Origin of the sequence: Anaeromicrobium sediminis (genome assembly GCF_002270055.1) — a bacterium.
Taxonomy (GTDB): Bacteria; Bacillota; Clostridia; order Peptostreptococcales; family Thermotaleaceae; genus Anaeromicrobium; species Anaeromicrobium sediminis.
This window is the reverse complement of sequence record NZ_NIBG01000001.1, coordinates 141,485-157,405: the sequence shown is the minus strand read 5'-3', so window position 1 is coordinate 157,405 and position 15,921 is coordinate 141,485. Positions and strand designations below refer to the sequence as shown.

Genomic DNA, 15,921 nt, shown 5'->3' with positions numbered 1-15,921 from the left:
AATACACAGCCGCTATTATACCCTAATTTTCTATCTTAATAACTTTATATGAACAACCTTTAAAATAAAAAATTTCGTCCAATCTTTTGCTCAATACATTTTTTTGAATATTATTCATAAACTGCCTGTTGTAATATTCCTCTATTTTAATTTCAAAGTTATCCTTTGTTTGTATATCCATTAATACTACTAATGAACCATATGAAGCTACATTAATACTATCATTGTTCACTTTAACTATTTTTTTCTTATTGTTTTTTCCATTGGTAGAATTTTTATTTGATTTACTGTTTAACTTATTGTCTTTACGTTGTACTAATTTTCCTGTATAAATGTTATCTGTGTGATAATCTATATATTTCTTCTCCATAAAATGTTTTATCGTAATTTTAGTATTATTTAAGAGGTTATTCGGATTAATATGTTTTACAATATTATTATCTATATCAATGGTTATAGCACCTCTATCAAACATCGCATGACAATTGGGGCATAAAACTATCATATTTTCAGAAATATCTGGTCCATCATGTTCACCAAGAGGTTGAATATGATGAACTTCAGACATATATTCATTGCAGCCTACTTCTAATCTAATATTGCATATTTGGCATTTATTCTTATATATTTTTTTCAAATTCTTTACTATAGTCTGATTTCTTTTAGTCACCACTACTGAACGTTCTATTTTTTCAGGATTTCCATTTCCAATATTATTGCTTAAATCATCAAAATTATTATAATTATCATATTCGTTAATTAAAATATCATCAATTATTTTTGCTGACTTCTCCATTATATCTGCTAGTTCTCCATTTTCATTATTTGATTTGGATTTAATGGTATCAATATTGTCCGTAATTTCGTTTATATTATAATTTTCATAAGTTTTATCGTATATTTTGTTAGTTTTATCATTAATTAATTGTGGTGTTTTAAAGTAATCATGTTCTGATTGTTCTTGAAAATGTCCTGATTTTCTTAGTGATTTCGCGATTGCTTCTTCACGTACTTTTTTAGAGGGGTTTTTAATAAACCTAATAGCCTGGCCGTCTAGTATTACTGCTTTCATTTGTACTTCTTCCAATGGATTTTTAATATATTTTAGAACTAAAGGTCCTGATTTTCTTAGAGCTTCCATTTGGACTTTTCTTGTAGGATTTTCAATATATTTAATATTTGTTCCTTTTTTCTTCACCGCTTCCATTTGTAATTCTTCCAATGGATCATTGATATATTGGATAATATGTTCAATATTAGAATTCCCCAATTTCCTCAATGCTTCCATTTGGACTTTTCTTGTAGGATTTTCAATATATTTAATAGCCAATTCTCTTTCTTTCACTACCTTCAATTGTAATTTTTCTGAGAGATTTTTAATAAATCGAATAGCTCTCCAATTTTTATTTACTACCACAGATTGAATTTCTTCTGAGGGTTCTTCAATATATCTAATAACTTCCCAATTTCGTCTTACTGCCTCTAATTGTACTTTTTTAGAAGGATTTTTAATAAATTGAATAACCTCAGCTATGCTCCTCACTGCTTCTAATTGAATTTTTTCTGAAGGGTTTTTAATGAATTGAATAGCCATAGCCGTTCTCTTTACTGCTTCTAATTGAATTTTTTCTGAGGCGCTTTCAACAAACTTAATAACCTTGCTTTCTAATGTCACTGCTTCAAACTGCATATTTTTATTTGTTTGTTCTACTATCTCTAATCTTAATTTTTCTAACTTCTTTATTTGATTCTTAGTTAATCTATTCATTTCTTCACCTGTTCACTTCAATATTCTTATTTTTAAGTACTTAGATGTCTTCTATCCTAATAAAAATTGCCCCCAATATTCGTGACATAAGACGCAAGGAGGATAGAACAAAATAATTATTTCAGCACTTATAGATATATTTAAGATTTAAAACACTTTTTTTATTTGATTTGTATCTCATAGCAACTTCGATAATGCCAGCCTATAATAAGACTGTAAACTCACGCTATTATATCATAAACTAAACGAAAATATTCAATTGATTACCAAATGAAAAGATGGTAAAAACCCCCACTGATGAAGTAGTTCAGTAGGGGAATGAGTTATAATAATATCTCATAGTACAAATTATTGATTTTTTATTGCTTAATATGGGTTATTTCACAGGTTTTAAGAAGAGTAATATTCATAAAATTCTTTAGCCTCTATACTTTCCCTTATTGACTCTCTATGTATTACAAGACTTTCCACCTCCGATTTATATGTACTGTTCTTACTTGATGGTTGTGAGTAGTCTTTACTCTTATAAAAACAAGTCCTCTGATCAACTATCATTTCATTTCTCAATTCCTGGATAAACGGTGTTCTAGTTAGCTACCGTAATATACTTTCTACTTTAGCGGGTATACTTCCAGCTTTCATTCCGATTTTTTCTCCTATATCTTTAGCTGTATACTGCCTCACCTTAAATCCATACTTCATATATACAATGTCTTTTTCTTCCGTTGTTAACTTCTCATCTATTAATTCCCTTAGTTGCTGGCAAAAAACCCTATCCTCTATCTTTTCAGTTACAGGAATAGAATCATCCTCTATCATATCTCTAATAAGTAAATCTTCAGCACCTTTTACAGGAGCATCCAAAGAAATATCCTCACTAAATGTAAATATATTACGTCCTATGCTTTGCTTTATCCATATAACCGCATACGAACTGAACTTCGCTCCTTTTAATGGATCGTATTTGTCTATAGCTCTCATAACCCCCAATATACCCGTTTAAAATAAATCTTCTATATCAGTTTTCTTATTTACGTACCTCTTAGCTACAGAATAAACTAATTTTAAATTATGTAATATAACTTTTTCTCTCGCCTCAGGGTCCATCTTAGCTTTTATTACTAGGGCTTGCTGTTCCTCAACCTTTAAGGGTTCTAAAAATTTCATCTATCCGCTCCCCCTTTTGCAACAACTATATTTTGATGTCCTATACCATTTCGCAAAAAGCCTATCCAACATTTCTTAATCCACCGTTTTTGAAACAATAATTATGTACAGTATGAGTTAAAGCCCCTTAGAAACCTAAGTATCTATATTTTTTGTCTTTCCTATAATTTCTTAAAATAACATTAATTCACTATATTATTGTTTAGATCTTAAGTTTTATAAATTTATTTCAGCAACTCTATTAGGTTTATACTCCATTAAAATATTTAACTGCTTTCTATATTTATTCCATATTTCTTTGCATATACACATTTGCATAATGAATTACTTGAAAAAAAGACTTATGGATTCAGCAACGGCTCTCGCCAGAGAAAAAGGGTACAAGATACAATATATATAAATATATCTGATGTATCTTGTACCCAGAAACCCTGGATATTTACTTTTTTAGTTTTTCATTAAATATACAAGAAACTTATTCTTCGATAATAGATCTTTAATATATAATTTCTCACTATTAAACTGTTATTTTAGATTAAAATTATATTCCCATAAAATTTTTATTTAATATATTTAACTGAAATACACTCCTATATAAATTTCCCTGTCTTAATAAAAGTATCTATTAATCTTGCTGTTTCCCACATATAATGTATTTCTTTATGTCCATATGGTAAAACAACAAAATCTTTTAACCCAGCAAATTTCACAGATTTAACTGTAACCCTACCATCATTTTCATCTGATAATAAATATCCTAGAAACAAGTTGTTTCTATTACCTGCTATTGCACCTATTTCAATTTCGTGGCTGTTTTCTAGTTTTAATGCCTTTACCTCTTGACATTGCAGTGATTTTAAAGTTTTAAAGATATTAATTAATATTTTAGACATATTTCCAGCAATATCAGCTAATTCACTACCATTATTTGGGGTAGCAACTAGAACACACTTGTTAATTTTACTGATATACTTAGAAGTTGATAATAAATGTCTTATAATTAATCCTCCTGTACTATGTCCAACAATATTTATTTTTTCATTGGGTTTTAAATTCTTAATAATTTCATAAATTATTCCTTCGAATACAAAAGCACAATATTCAATCTCTTTATAAGTAAGTGGTAAGTCAACTACGACTCCTTTGTACCCAATTTTTTCCAAATTCCTTTTCAATACCTTCATGTCATTGGAATTTTTATTATAACCATGGACTAAAACAACTTTTTGGTTCATTTAAATCACCTACAAATATATTATTTGCAAAAATACTACAATCTAATATGTTATTTAATGAAATCATTATTTCATTAGGTACTTTATTGTTTAGAACGCACTATTTTCTATAAAATTCTAAAATTTTATCAACATCTACTTTTTTTCTATCAAGACATATGGTTTGTTCTTTATATATCCACTTCATAAAATTAACTGCTTCATTCTTATTTCCAACAACAACATTGTATGCCCCTCTATCTTTCCAAATTTTAGAGTTTATAAATACACTAGTATTTATATATTCAGAAAACTTATATGCAAAACTTTTACTACCTGTTGTAAGCTTTACTCTTGTTATATATCTATCATTATCAGAATCATACCAATGAGTATAATTACCATCTCCATCTATAAGTCCTCTAATAAAGTGTTTCATTAGATGTTGAGGAACAATCTTTTCATCAGGAAACTCTATAGTTTTAGATTTGTTTTTCTTAATTCCTTTATTAATTAAATCATCATAAGTCTTTTTACTACCAATTTTTATACTACACATTTTAATCTTTTTAGAACCACTTGGGTTATTTCTTTCCCTTTTCATAGGTATTTTATTCTTCATATCAATAGCTTTATAAAATTTTAGTAAATGTTTGTAATCATCTATATTTAGTTCTATACCTAATTCATATCCATTTGATGTATCTGTAATCCATCCATCTGCATATATAAACCCTAACCAGTATGCTTTTTCTTCACCATCAATAACTTCAAAATAATCAACATTGTAGTTAGTTTTACCTTTAAGTCCAAGTTTAGTAGCTTTATAATATATAGAATGTATAGTTCTATCAGGAAAATATCTTTTTAAAATTTCTTCAACTTTTATCTTGCCATATACTCTTTTCAAAATTTGTTCTTCATTTTTTGTCCAAATTTTCTGATGATTTTTATTCGAATCCCTTAGCCCTAATTGTCTTGCCTTATTCGAAAGAGATTCTATGCTTCTATGCTGAAAGTACAGTTTGACCATTTCTTCTAGTTTCATTGTTCCATATATTTCTTTAAGAATTTTTTCTTCTTGGCTAGTCCACAATTTCTGTTTTTTTCCATCATGATTTCTTAAACCAAGCGAACCAGCTTTGCCTGAAACAGAATCAATACTCCTATAAGGAAAAAATTTTCCTATCAAATCCTTTAATTTCATAGTTCCATATTTCTCTTTTAATAAATTAATTTCCTCATTAGTCCATTTCATTTATTTATCTACCCCTTCATAGATAGCTAATCTGCAAAATAATAAATTGGACGTACATGTTATTTTCTAACTTATCATTGCTCTATCAATAAATATACAACTAAACTCAAAATGTAATTCTCTATGACAATTTTGACAAACAGCTAAGTATTTTTAAGTGTATCATCTCAACCTTCTGATAAAGAGACTTTATGATGTCCCTCTAAATATGTGGTTCCATCACTAGCTCTAATGAAAGGTGCTAGTTTACAACATCTTTCACAAATACCATCTACTTTTTCTAATACTTCTACTACATCAGCATTTCTTCTAAAAATTGTTGTAATAACTTCAATTCTTTGAGATCTAGTGTTCGCATTTCTTAATCTATTTTGCCTTGTTTCCCTGTTGTCGTTTCTTGACCTCTCTACTTCATATTGTAACTGTTCATTATAGTTATTAACTTGCACAGGTTGTAAGTAAGAATATTCGATTTCCATAGATAAATTAAATACATCTAAATCTTTAATTGTTTTCCCAGAAACTATTGCATTACTAAAGCTAATACCTATCACTCTTACAAATAGTGGTCTCCTACAAAACCTTAAATCATTCAAAATTATACATCCTATTAAAGTTGAACTATCATTACTACTTGTTAATGCTGTCATTCTTTCTTGAAATTTTTCTAATGAAGCTACTCCGTTATGCTTCTTATATTTTTCCCATGCCTCTCTACAACTTAACACCTTATAACCTTTATAAATACCATATGCCCAAACTTCCCTTTAACCTTTTACACCATGTTCATTTTTTACTAAAAAGAAAAAATAATCTCCCTCTTTAAGACAATTAAATTTTTTTGTATTTTTCCTCCAAAAATTAACATCTTGTGTTATATTGTTTTCTTTGAGAAAAGTAAACCATTCTCTAGAAGTTACACCAATATAACCTCTTAATTTATTATTTTCTTTCATAGTATTCCTCCTTTAGTATTACATCTATTAAAAAGAAAGTAAGATTCTTTCTATCTCTACTACCTCTTTACAAAATAAGTCTCTGGACTACAATTAGCGTTTTTCTCCAAGTCCCCCTTTTCAACATATATCTTACCAACTCTTTGTTTAGTAACAAGCTTGTATACCCTATACAAATAATACGACTCTGATTTCTGATTATATAACTCCATTTAGGATTTCATATACTAAAAACAAGTTATAATATAACTTTACGCATTATGAATTTTTTCCCTTTTTTACATTTATATCCAAATAAAAAAAGCAGGATTTCTCCTGCTTTTTTACATTCAAGTAAAGTTTTTATTTTATATACTAGTTACTTAAAAAACACCCGCTTCTAACCTTAGCACAATATTACTAGTTAATAAGATTGTGCTATATCTTTCTTGAAAAAGATTTTATTTTCTTCGATATTACCATAAAAAAACTAATTACAATTGCATATACAGCTAGCGACTGAGATAATGATAAACCTATTTCACTCCCTAAATTCCATATTTCATTAATAAACATGGGTGATATAACTAATATAAAACTAATAAAGTATATTGGATTTAAAATTTTAGCTACCATTTCAGCAGATATCCCTAATTTTAGCAACACTCTTTCTAATGTAATCATAATAATTTTTCCTCCGTCTAAAATAGGAATAGGAAGAAGATTTGTCACTATTATAATAATATTCAGCGTTATTACAAATCTCCAAAACCCTAGATTATGTACATTTTGACTCATAGTAACCATTGTTTGCTGAGCATTTGCTTGTGGACTATATATATCTGACATGGTTATATTTACAAGAAATTCCTTTGTTACATTAATAACTATAAGTGTAATTGATGGAATGCTCTTTAATCCTTCCCAAAAACCACTCTTATGAATAAATCCTATAGCCATAATGAAAAATATAAAATTTAAAAATACTCCCGATAGTAAAATTATATATCGCTTTATAAGATTTAATCTTTGTTCAATTTTATTATCAGGCTCTACATAGCCTCCTAAAGGTAGTAATTTTAGAGTTAAGCGAGTATCTTTATATTTAGTGCTTAATAGTTGTGGCCCCAATCCAAGTGAAAATTCCATTACAGGAACCTTAAACAACTTACAGGCAAAATAATGACCTAATTCGTGAACAAATATAGTCATATACAAAGCTATTGCCAAAAAAGCAAAAGACATTTTAACCTCTCCTTTATTTAGTCATATTTAGAAAAAACTTTAAGCTTTTCCCTCTTGTATATATCACTATATTATATTAAGATTCTAACTTGTCCTATTCCCCTTCTAAAAAACATTTGGAAACACTCCTATCTCAATATATTTATTTAAGTTTTAATACACAGATTAATATGGAACCGTATATAAGAAGTCGTAGGACTTGATATTCTGACAAATTCATTATTGGGTTATACTTAGCATATATTTATTCTAAGTATGACTTATGTAAAAGAGAGTTAAAATGTTAGAACTAACTAATATTCTAATCAGATTCATTTGTGGAATTACAACAATAACTTTGACAGTTCTTATACTGTACAGAACTATCAAATACAGAAGGTTTTATTCATGTAACCACCAGATAAATACTAAAGTTACAAAGATTACGTTTATATTGGCTACATAATTTCAGTCATCAATATTATAATTATGGGTACAATGATTTATATGAATAGGTTAGTCAATAAATATATTAAGGGGTAGGCATAAGCCTTCCCCTATAAATAAAATCTTCACTTCATTTGATTAGTCAATTTGTATTTTCTCTAAATACGGTTTTGACACTTCTTCAAGTCTTATCATAGCATCAACTAAAAAATCTATTATAGTTTCCCATTCCTCTTTATTATGAGAATCCTTGGGTTCGGAATATATTATTTTTCTTACTCTTACACTATCTTTTCTTTGCCAAATTAAATTCTTCCCAAAACGCTTTTCTATCTCAACCTTATGCCCAAATAATGAGTCAAATATTTTTTCGTTTTTTTCCTTATTTTCTGTTTCTATATAAATCTCAACTTCTGCAGATTCTTTCTTTATTCTAAACTGAAAGTACACTCCACTATATATACCTGAAGTCGCACCTAAACAATTACCTTTTATAGGACTTATATTTTTGAATAAATTACTTTTATTATTCATTGCTTTCAATAACTTCATCCAAAATTCATATTGTATAATATCAATTGACTTACTCTTTTTCTCATTACTTATATCTATCTGAGTTTTTTCTGCCATCTTGATAATATAATCCTCAGCATCTTTCATTGGAAGAATCTGCTCTATATTTAAGAGTAATTGTCCGTTTAACTCATATGGTGTTACTTTAAAACACTGTAAATTTAAATTATAATTCATTAGCCACAAGACTGTTGACGTAACCTCTTTACGAAATTTTCTTGCAATAAGAATAATCCTTTGAGATATACCTTTATTTAAAATTAGATTTTCGTAGTCATCATTATAAAACTCTGCTATTTTTTCTTCTGCATCAACATCTATACCTTGCTTATCTAGATATTGTTGATAGATTTTTTTAATATCATTATTAGTTAGACGTGAACAATATGAAGCATATTTTAAGGATTGCCAAGTTACATCTTTACCTGTATCATCTAATTTATTCTCAATAACGACCAAATTTCCTTCTTTATCTAATGCTAATAAGTCTAATCTTTCTCTAGTATCTGAAAATCCATCAAACTCCTTCTGAATTATTAGTAAATCTTCCCCTAGACAGGATGGTTCATTAGCAATCCATTCCTGCAAATGCTCTCTTTCCCTAAATCCAAATTCAGAAAATGCAATTTCATTAATTCTCTCAATCCTATTTATATCTTTTTTTATTAAGTACACTTCTTATCCCTTCTTTCTTACAGTAAATATTTAACCAAACTTGTTCTCTTAGCAAAATCAACATATTTGTCATTCCTGCAATAGAACTCTTTCTATGACTAAAATATACATTTGGTTAACATAACACTATTTATATCCTCTATTCCAATCGCTTAGTTATTACTAATTGTTCTCTTCTTGTATAATCCCTCAAAAGTATTGAATATTTTTATTTCATACCTAGTAATATACACCAAATAATTCCACTTATTCTCCTCCTCTTATCTTTATTCCTTCTTCATTAGACCATACAAAACTTATTCCAAGCTTAGTTACATTATCACTAGTCAAAGGTAAATATATAATCCCTTTATAATTTAACACTGGATACTCACTATCACCAGATACTAGATAATAATCAATATATACATCAAAATCTACCTTTTCACATGTATAGCTTTTCTCACTTGAGTTTGTCTCCTCTTTTAATAGCTCTTGCTCTAGCTTCCCTTCTGTTTCTTCTAAGTATATATGAAGGCTCTTTGATTCTTCTCTCCACTTAGGTCTAAATCCTAATGCCTGTCCATTGTTCCAAGTTAGTGGCAAGTACGTTATGTTGTTGTATGAGATAATAGGATACTTCTGCTTTGAATTATCTATAGTAACTCCATTAATTTGTACTGGATAATTTACTAAAGTTACTTTCACCTCATTTGAATTTACAGTTGGAGCTTTCTTAACCATTGTTACAGTATTAACTGGGCTTGAGCATGCCTCTACTGTATTTTTTACTTCATATGGGCATACTCCGTTTTCATGCAGGTGTGGTCCGTATCCATGGTGATAATGATAGCTTCCTAGCCCGCTTTTATTTTTATTATCGTGGTGGCCTCCAGAGCAATCTGTTCTTCCGCTGTGGCCATATGATACTGTGAATGATAAAGCTAATGCTAATAGTACGCTTGTTATTCTTTTCTTCATATGCTTATCCCCCTATTACATTTTGTTATTTATTATTATATTTGATTTTATAGTAACTTTTTGGAAAAATTTGTCAGTATACATAATTCCTTTATGGTTATTCCATTAATGAAGAGTTTTATTATTTGTAAATTTTTTCACATTATTGTAAGATATTAGTATCTTGCCCATTAGTAATTAACAGTACTAACTATCTTGATTTTTAAATGTATTTAATTAAAGAATATGACATAAAACTAATAATACGAAACAGGGAGTGGAACATGAGGAAAAAACGAAAGAAAAAAGATGGTAGCTTTATTAGAGATTTTAAGAAGGATCCAGAACATATTATCAATACTAAATATACAATTAATATTATTTTTACTATTTTATTAGCACTAGTTGAAATAACTTTATTATTATATTGCAAAAAATTTAAATTTGATTGGAAATATCAATGTAATATTCTTATTGTAAAATATGTAGTAATTATTTTGTATTTTGTATTGTTTTCAAAAATAGCCAATATATCAATTGCAGTAGATCCATGTACTGGGAAAGAGAAATTTGAACCAAATATACTTGTTAAAATCTATCAATCCAATTTTATTATTTTATTATTTTTTGTGTATATGTACTACTATTTGTCAAATTTATATTTGGAAAAGATATGGCAATTTGGTATCATCACGTCAATTTACTTATGCCTAAATATCTATTCTAGAGATTTTTTCATTGAAATTATATTTAAAGACAAAGAAAGGATAATTAATAATATATATAGACTTAAAAAAAATATTCAGACATATAATGGTAGAGTTTTAGGTATTTTGGAAGGTTTATTTATATCTGCTTTTATACTTATTCGTGAATATACAGTTATATATGGTTTTTTATTATTTAAATCAATTGCGAGCTTTCGTACAAATTCTAATAATCATGATGGTGAAAAAGAACATGCTGAATTTTATCTTATGGGGACATTATCATCGTATCTTATATCTATAGGACTTACATTTTTATATATAATTGTTATAAAACTACAATTTAATATTTACATCGTTAATATTCTTAATAAATACTTATTTCAAATAGTGATACCATAACCTACATGATTCAAAACGATTAAATGCAGTATCAACGAACATAAGCACACTATATAGCATTTTGAAAGGAGATTTATAATTATGAAAAAAAGTTTAAAATTTGCAATTATTTTTATTATTGTCATTTCATCTATTATTGTAGGATGTGCTCAAAGTGATTCAAAAGTTCAAGATACAAAACAGTTTTCAAATGCAGAAATTATTCTTAAAGAATTACCTGAATATAATGGTGAAAAATATGAAGGAGTTATTGTAAAAGTATATGTTAATAATGAAAATGTCATCTATGGTTATGAGATAACTGGTTCTACAGGCTATGCTGAATATGGAGAAGATATTGTTGCTTCAGGAATCTCTACAATCGCTCAGAACACTTTAAATTCTATAAAAGTATTTACTGATGATAAACTAGAAGAAAAAGTAGATGTAGAATATTTAAAATGTATCTTACCTAACATGAAAAATAATGATGGAAGTCAAGAAGCAAACGTATTGTTAAATTCAGCAGTACTAGGGCTATATTCAATTCAAGTTAGTTATGGTTCAGAATTCATAACTGTGGTAAAAATTAAAGAATAATAATATTAGAGTAGAATATCCTACATTCTATGTAAATGATTTTTACATGATATGTTGCATTAAAATAACTAACAAGATCTATTCCAATAAATACATTAATAATTTAATCTAAATTATGGAGGCATAAAAAATGGAACCTAATGTTAAACGAGGCAAAATAATATTAATTTCAATAATTTGTGCATCATTATTATTAGATGCAACAATGACGGCACTCGTAACTTTTAAATTTGGTTTACATAGACTACCACATGGTATTATAAGATTCTTAGTTACATCTACCTTTATGTATTATATCTATACAGGTAAAAGATGGGTAAAAAATCTATTTGCTGGATTGTTAATTTATTCAGTTATTAGTATTTTATTAAGTTATAACACATCCTTGTTATTACATCCTCTTATGTTGTTACTATTAATAGTACACTCTGTATCAGCAACTTTATTAATATTTTCAAAAGATGTAAGAAGCTATCTTGACGAAAAAGCTACTAGAGTTTAAAGAAATTCTAATAAACTATAATATTATATTTTACAGTAATGATTCGCGACATTAATTTCGTAAATTTATAAAGTTAGTCACAGTTTTCTTTAAAAAAATTATTACTAAAAACGATTATTTCAAGAAAAGGAGGAGCACTTATGATCAGTTCATCAGATGAATTGAAAAATTTGTATAAAGATGTAAAGGATGCATTGCAATCTATAGAAGTTATTAGTATAGTGGCTATTGTGGGGATTTTTTTCAAAACTGTATTTCCAAGTAAATTTCAAACAATTTTAAGTATTGTTAATCATGATTTTATTAACTTGATCGTAAGTATAGCTGACTTACTATTTGCATCATTTTTATTCTTAGCTTCAGTAGTATTTATATTTGGAATTATAATATGTTTACTGTTGCTGGGGATGGAAGCATATTGTGATAAGACAAATTCTTATGATGAAGATATGAGAATGAGACTAGATACTATACGAAGAGGTTTTTATGGAGCAAAGATTAGATTTTTAATTTTATCGCAATGGGTAGTTTTATTTTCAGGCATTCTATATATCTTGGATGGCGATAAATTTCTAGAATATATTACACCATTGAAAAAAATAGTACATAGTTCAGACATTCAATTTCACGAAATATCTTTTATGGTAGTACTTTCCATTATAATTCTTGAAGTTTTAGCCAGAATGAGTATCAAAATTTTTTATAGGTATTTGTATCTTTATTCAGAAGAACGAGATTAAAAACTACGCCCAACACGTTTTACAACATCACAGAAAATAAGGTGAATTCCGATGTCGTAAACAAGCTGTATATCATTACAAATATTCAGATTTTGGATCAACGCCTTTAAATTACAAGATATTAATTGGTATCCACATACTCTGCTTTCAATCACTTATGGGTTTATTTACGACATTTGTTGTACTAGCAAGATTTATAGAATTATTACCTACTCCAAATACAGTGGATGAAAAAGGAAATGGTAAATGGAAGGAATAGTGCTTTAAAAAATAATCAAAAACAGCAGTTTAATACTGCTGCTTTTTTACAGTCTATACATAATTCGTTAATATTACATATTACAATTTTAAAATAAATCGTTGCGCTGTATACAAATGTTCTTGAAGGTATTTTAAATCCATTATATAACCTTTTTCCTTAATTACATCAATTGCTTCATTTACTTTAATAATCATTTCTTTCTTTTCATCATTCAGTTTTGTTGTAACTTCTTCATCAATTAATTCTTCTATGCTTTCATAAAACTCATGTATATCTTTTGCAGAATTAATCAAATCATTTATACTTTCAGCGTTGTATGGGTTAGTAATATTAATTGAAAGTAAAAATAACACTTCATTTGTTGATAGCTCAATATTATTAGATGCTTTCACTAATCGGTATGTATTTATAAATTTTTTAATAGTTCTTGGGTTATGTCCTAGTAAATCGATAATTGCATCTTCTATAAACTTTATTTCATTTTCATTTATAATGATACTTTCTATGGTTATATCATCTGAAGCTCTAACATCTATGGTGCTAGCGACTTCAGCCATACCATAATTTATACTTTCATATTCTATTTCATCAATATGATTACTATCACTTTCTATTTCAATATCATGTTTAATAAGTTCTTTAAGATAACTTTTAATTTGGTTTTTATTAGGACTTGGCACTTTAATTGATAATTGAAAAATTTTATCTAAGTAATTACTCACACTTGCTATTTGTTGTTGATTTACACCGTTTTCATCTGCAATTAAATTTTTGTATTCCATAGTAAGACATTTCGAGATCCATCTGATATCAATCGCTGCAACTACAATAAATAGTTTATCCGACAAAAACAGATGTATTGCTTGTAATACTTCTTTTACTTTAGAGGGTGAACATCTATCTAAATCATCTATATATAAAACGACTCTATCTAATCCTGTACTTTCATTTTCTATATAGGTGCGTATAAGTTCGAAATCTTTCTTTATAATGTTTATTATTCCCAATTCTTTTACGTATGTCCCTTCATTTAACCTTTTTTCCAAGTAATGATTAAAATACTTACCTTTTTTAATTTCTTCAATTTCTTTCTTAAGCTCTTCGATTTCATCGCTAGCTTCTATAATTTTTTTATTTCTGTTGTTTATTTCTGGTTCTATCTCTCTTTCTTTTCCTTCATATTTCTCTTTTACATCATAGAGTTCATTTATTAACTTTTTTGTTACTTTGAACCAAGCAATTTTATCTTTATTTCTTACAAAGTTAACTACAATTGATAATACTGTACCGATCCCTGTTATTAAAGAAGCAAACTTCACTTTATCGTAATATATATATATAATCCCCCCCAAAGTTATAGTGCATAAAATGTATATACTAGTTTTTTTCCATGATAATTTTTTCACAGACGAAAGAATAGCTTTTAATTTGAATAACAACGTATTTCCTTCTTCTATGTACCCTTTCATTACATTTATATCATTTCCTATATTATCAAATCTTTCTATAATATCTTGATATTCACGAATATTATAATTTCCGGCACTTCTTTTAGTTTTTTCTATTCCATCTTTTATAGTTTCTTTTATAATCTTATTCTTTATATCTTTTTTACTTTGTTCTAATCTCTCTTTTTCCATTTCTAACTTTTTCTTTTCCATTTCCGTATCTTCTAGATAACGTTTTACGGAATATAGCTTTGCAAGTAATTTAGATTCAGCTTCTTCAATAACTAGCTCCTCTGAACCCATATTAACTTTATTTATCGCATTGTTAATTTCATTTATTATTTTATTAGATAAACTTGCATATATATCTGTATCTGAATATTCCCATGCATTAAAATGAATGGGTAAAAGATCTGAACAAAACCCTTTTCTTCCTCCATAAATATTAACGTACTTTTTAACCTTATCCATAAGGAAGCTTTTGCCAGAACCCCAGTTGCCGTTAATTGCAACTGCTAATGGTGGGCTTATTTTTTTCGAAGCAATAATTAAGGCTAACGCTTTAGCATCTCTTTCAAATTCCAACCTGTCTTCTGCTTCAATTGAATCAGAATTTATATTGCATTGTCGAATTAGTGCATCATCTACTTTTTTTAATGGAAACACCCAAACCTTTCTTAAATTATTGTTGATATCTATTTGTTCATCTCGATATGGATTTCCTGCTAATTCGACTTGCCCCACATATGTATATTCTCTCTTCTTGAATACCTCAAATAAATATACATCTACTCCATTACTATTTGATTCATTTAAAGTTTTATTTTGAGCTCCATTTATATCTTGGTCTCCATTTTGCCCCATACCTGTATAGTGTAATATTCCATCACGCCACTCGGCATTGTATAGTGGTTTGGTATTATCTGAAATAAGAGTAAGAGTGTTTGTAGTATGCGATCTTCTCATTCCACCTTGAGGAGCACATTTGAATATATCTGTTAATTTACTATTATCTATTATATCTCCTGGTTTTAATCCTGGATTGAATGCCATTATTATAGACCCCTTTCTATTTATACAT

General features: G+C 27.8%; 15 protein-coding genes. 4 read left to right on the top strand and 11 right to left on the bottom strand.

The features are described from left to right. Nucleotides 1–22: 22 nt before the first annotated feature. The 10 genes from CCE28_RS00775 to CCE28_RS22480 form a co-directional block, all read right to left on the bottom strand. Nucleotides 23–1,768: an HNH endonuclease gene (locus CCE28_RS00775; RefSeq protein ID WP_095129991.1), complete on the bottom strand. Its 1,746-nt coding sequence runs from the start codon at nt 1,766–1,768 to the stop codon at nt 23–25. Between the two features lie 594 nt (nt 1,769–2,362). Then, the gene (locus tag CCE28_RS00770; RefSeq protein WP_278277493.1) at nt 2,363–2,758 is read right to left on the bottom strand and encodes a sigma factor; all 396 of its coding nucleotides are present in this window, start codon (nt 2,756–2,758) and stop codon (nt 2,363–2,365) included. 9 nt (nt 2,759–2,767) lie between these two features. Beyond that, nucleotides 2,768–2,935: a hypothetical protein gene (locus tag CCE28_RS21945; RefSeq protein ID WP_176461579.1), complete on the bottom strand. Its 168-nt coding sequence runs from the start codon at nt 2,933–2,935 to the stop codon at nt 2,768–2,770. A 590-nt stretch (nt 2,936–3,525) separates the two neighbouring features. Then, nucleotides 3,526–4,170 (bottom strand): alpha/beta fold hydrolase, encoded by a 645-nt coding sequence (locus CCE28_RS00765; protein WP_095129987.1) that lies wholly within the window; start codon nt 4,168–4,170, stop codon nt 3,526–3,528. A gap of 100 nt (nt 4,171–4,270) precedes the next feature. Next, the gene (locus CCE28_RS00760) at nt 4,271–5,407 is read right to left on the bottom strand and encodes an LAGLIDADG family homing endonuclease (protein WP_095129985.1); all 1,137 of its coding nucleotides are present in this window, start codon (nt 5,405–5,407) and stop codon (nt 4,271–4,273) included. A 167-nt stretch (nt 5,408–5,574) separates the two neighbouring features. Then, nucleotides 5,575–6,135 carry a hypothetical protein gene (locus tag CCE28_RS00755; protein WP_095129983.1) on the bottom strand — a complete coding sequence of 187 codons (561 nt, stop codon included), beginning with the start codon at nt 6,133–6,135 and terminating at the stop codon, nt 5,575–5,577. A gap of 39 nt (nt 6,136–6,174) precedes the next feature. Continuing rightward, on the bottom strand, nt 6,175–6,363 hold the full coding sequence (locus CCE28_RS00750) for a hypothetical protein (protein ID WP_095129981.1): 189 nt from the start codon (nt 6,361–6,363) through the stop codon (nt 6,175–6,177). Between the two features lie 417 nt (nt 6,364–6,780). Beyond that, nucleotides 6,781–7,587, bottom strand: a complete 807-nt coding sequence (locus tag CCE28_RS00745) for a site-2 protease family protein (protein ID WP_095129979.1) — start codon at nt 7,585–7,587, stop codon at nt 6,781–6,783. Nucleotides 7,588–8,151: 564 nt separating this feature from the next. After that, nucleotides 8,152–9,261 (bottom strand): DUF4268 domain-containing protein, encoded by a 1,110-nt coding sequence (locus CCE28_RS00740; RefSeq protein ID WP_095129977.1) that lies wholly within the window; start codon nt 9,259–9,261, stop codon nt 8,152–8,154. Nucleotides 9,262–9,507: 246 nt separating this feature from the next. Beyond that, nucleotides 9,508–10,221 (bottom strand): hypothetical protein, encoded by a 714-nt coding sequence (locus CCE28_RS22480; RefSeq protein ID WP_242972855.1) that lies wholly within the window; start codon nt 10,219–10,221, stop codon nt 9,508–9,510. A gap of 263 nt (nt 10,222–10,484) precedes the next feature. Between CCE28_RS22480 and CCE28_RS00730 the strand changes: the two genes are divergently transcribed. The 4 genes from CCE28_RS00730 (at nt 10,485) to CCE28_RS00715 (ending at nt 13,130) form a co-directional block, all read left to right on the top strand. Then, nucleotides 10,485–11,309: a hypothetical protein gene (locus CCE28_RS00730; protein ID WP_095129975.1), complete on the top strand. Its 825-nt coding sequence runs from the start codon at nt 10,485–10,487 to the stop codon at nt 11,307–11,309. An 81-nt stretch (nt 11,310–11,390) separates the two neighbouring features. Continuing rightward, nucleotides 11,391–11,888 (top strand): ribosomal-processing cysteine protease Prp, encoded by a 498-nt coding sequence (locus CCE28_RS00725; RefSeq protein WP_095129973.1) that lies wholly within the window; start codon nt 11,391–11,393, stop codon nt 11,886–11,888. A gap of 130 nt (nt 11,889–12,018) precedes the next feature. After that, nucleotides 12,019–12,390 (top strand): hypothetical protein, encoded by a 372-nt coding sequence (locus CCE28_RS00720; RefSeq protein WP_095129971.1) that lies wholly within the window; start codon nt 12,019–12,021, stop codon nt 12,388–12,390. A gap of 140 nt (nt 12,391–12,530) precedes the next feature. Next, nucleotides 12,531–13,130 (top strand): hypothetical protein, encoded by a 600-nt coding sequence (locus CCE28_RS00715; RefSeq protein WP_095129969.1) that lies wholly within the window; start codon nt 12,531–12,533, stop codon nt 13,128–13,130. Nucleotides 13,131–13,469: 339 nt separating this feature from the next. Here the strand turns inward: CCE28_RS00715 and CCE28_RS00710 are convergent, their stop codons facing one another. After that, on the bottom strand, nt 13,470–15,893 hold the full coding sequence (locus tag CCE28_RS00710) for a P-loop NTPase fold protein (protein WP_095129967.1): 2,424 nt from the start codon (nt 15,891–15,893) through the stop codon (nt 13,470–13,472). Between the last annotated feature and the right edge of the window lie 28 nt (nt 15,894–15,921).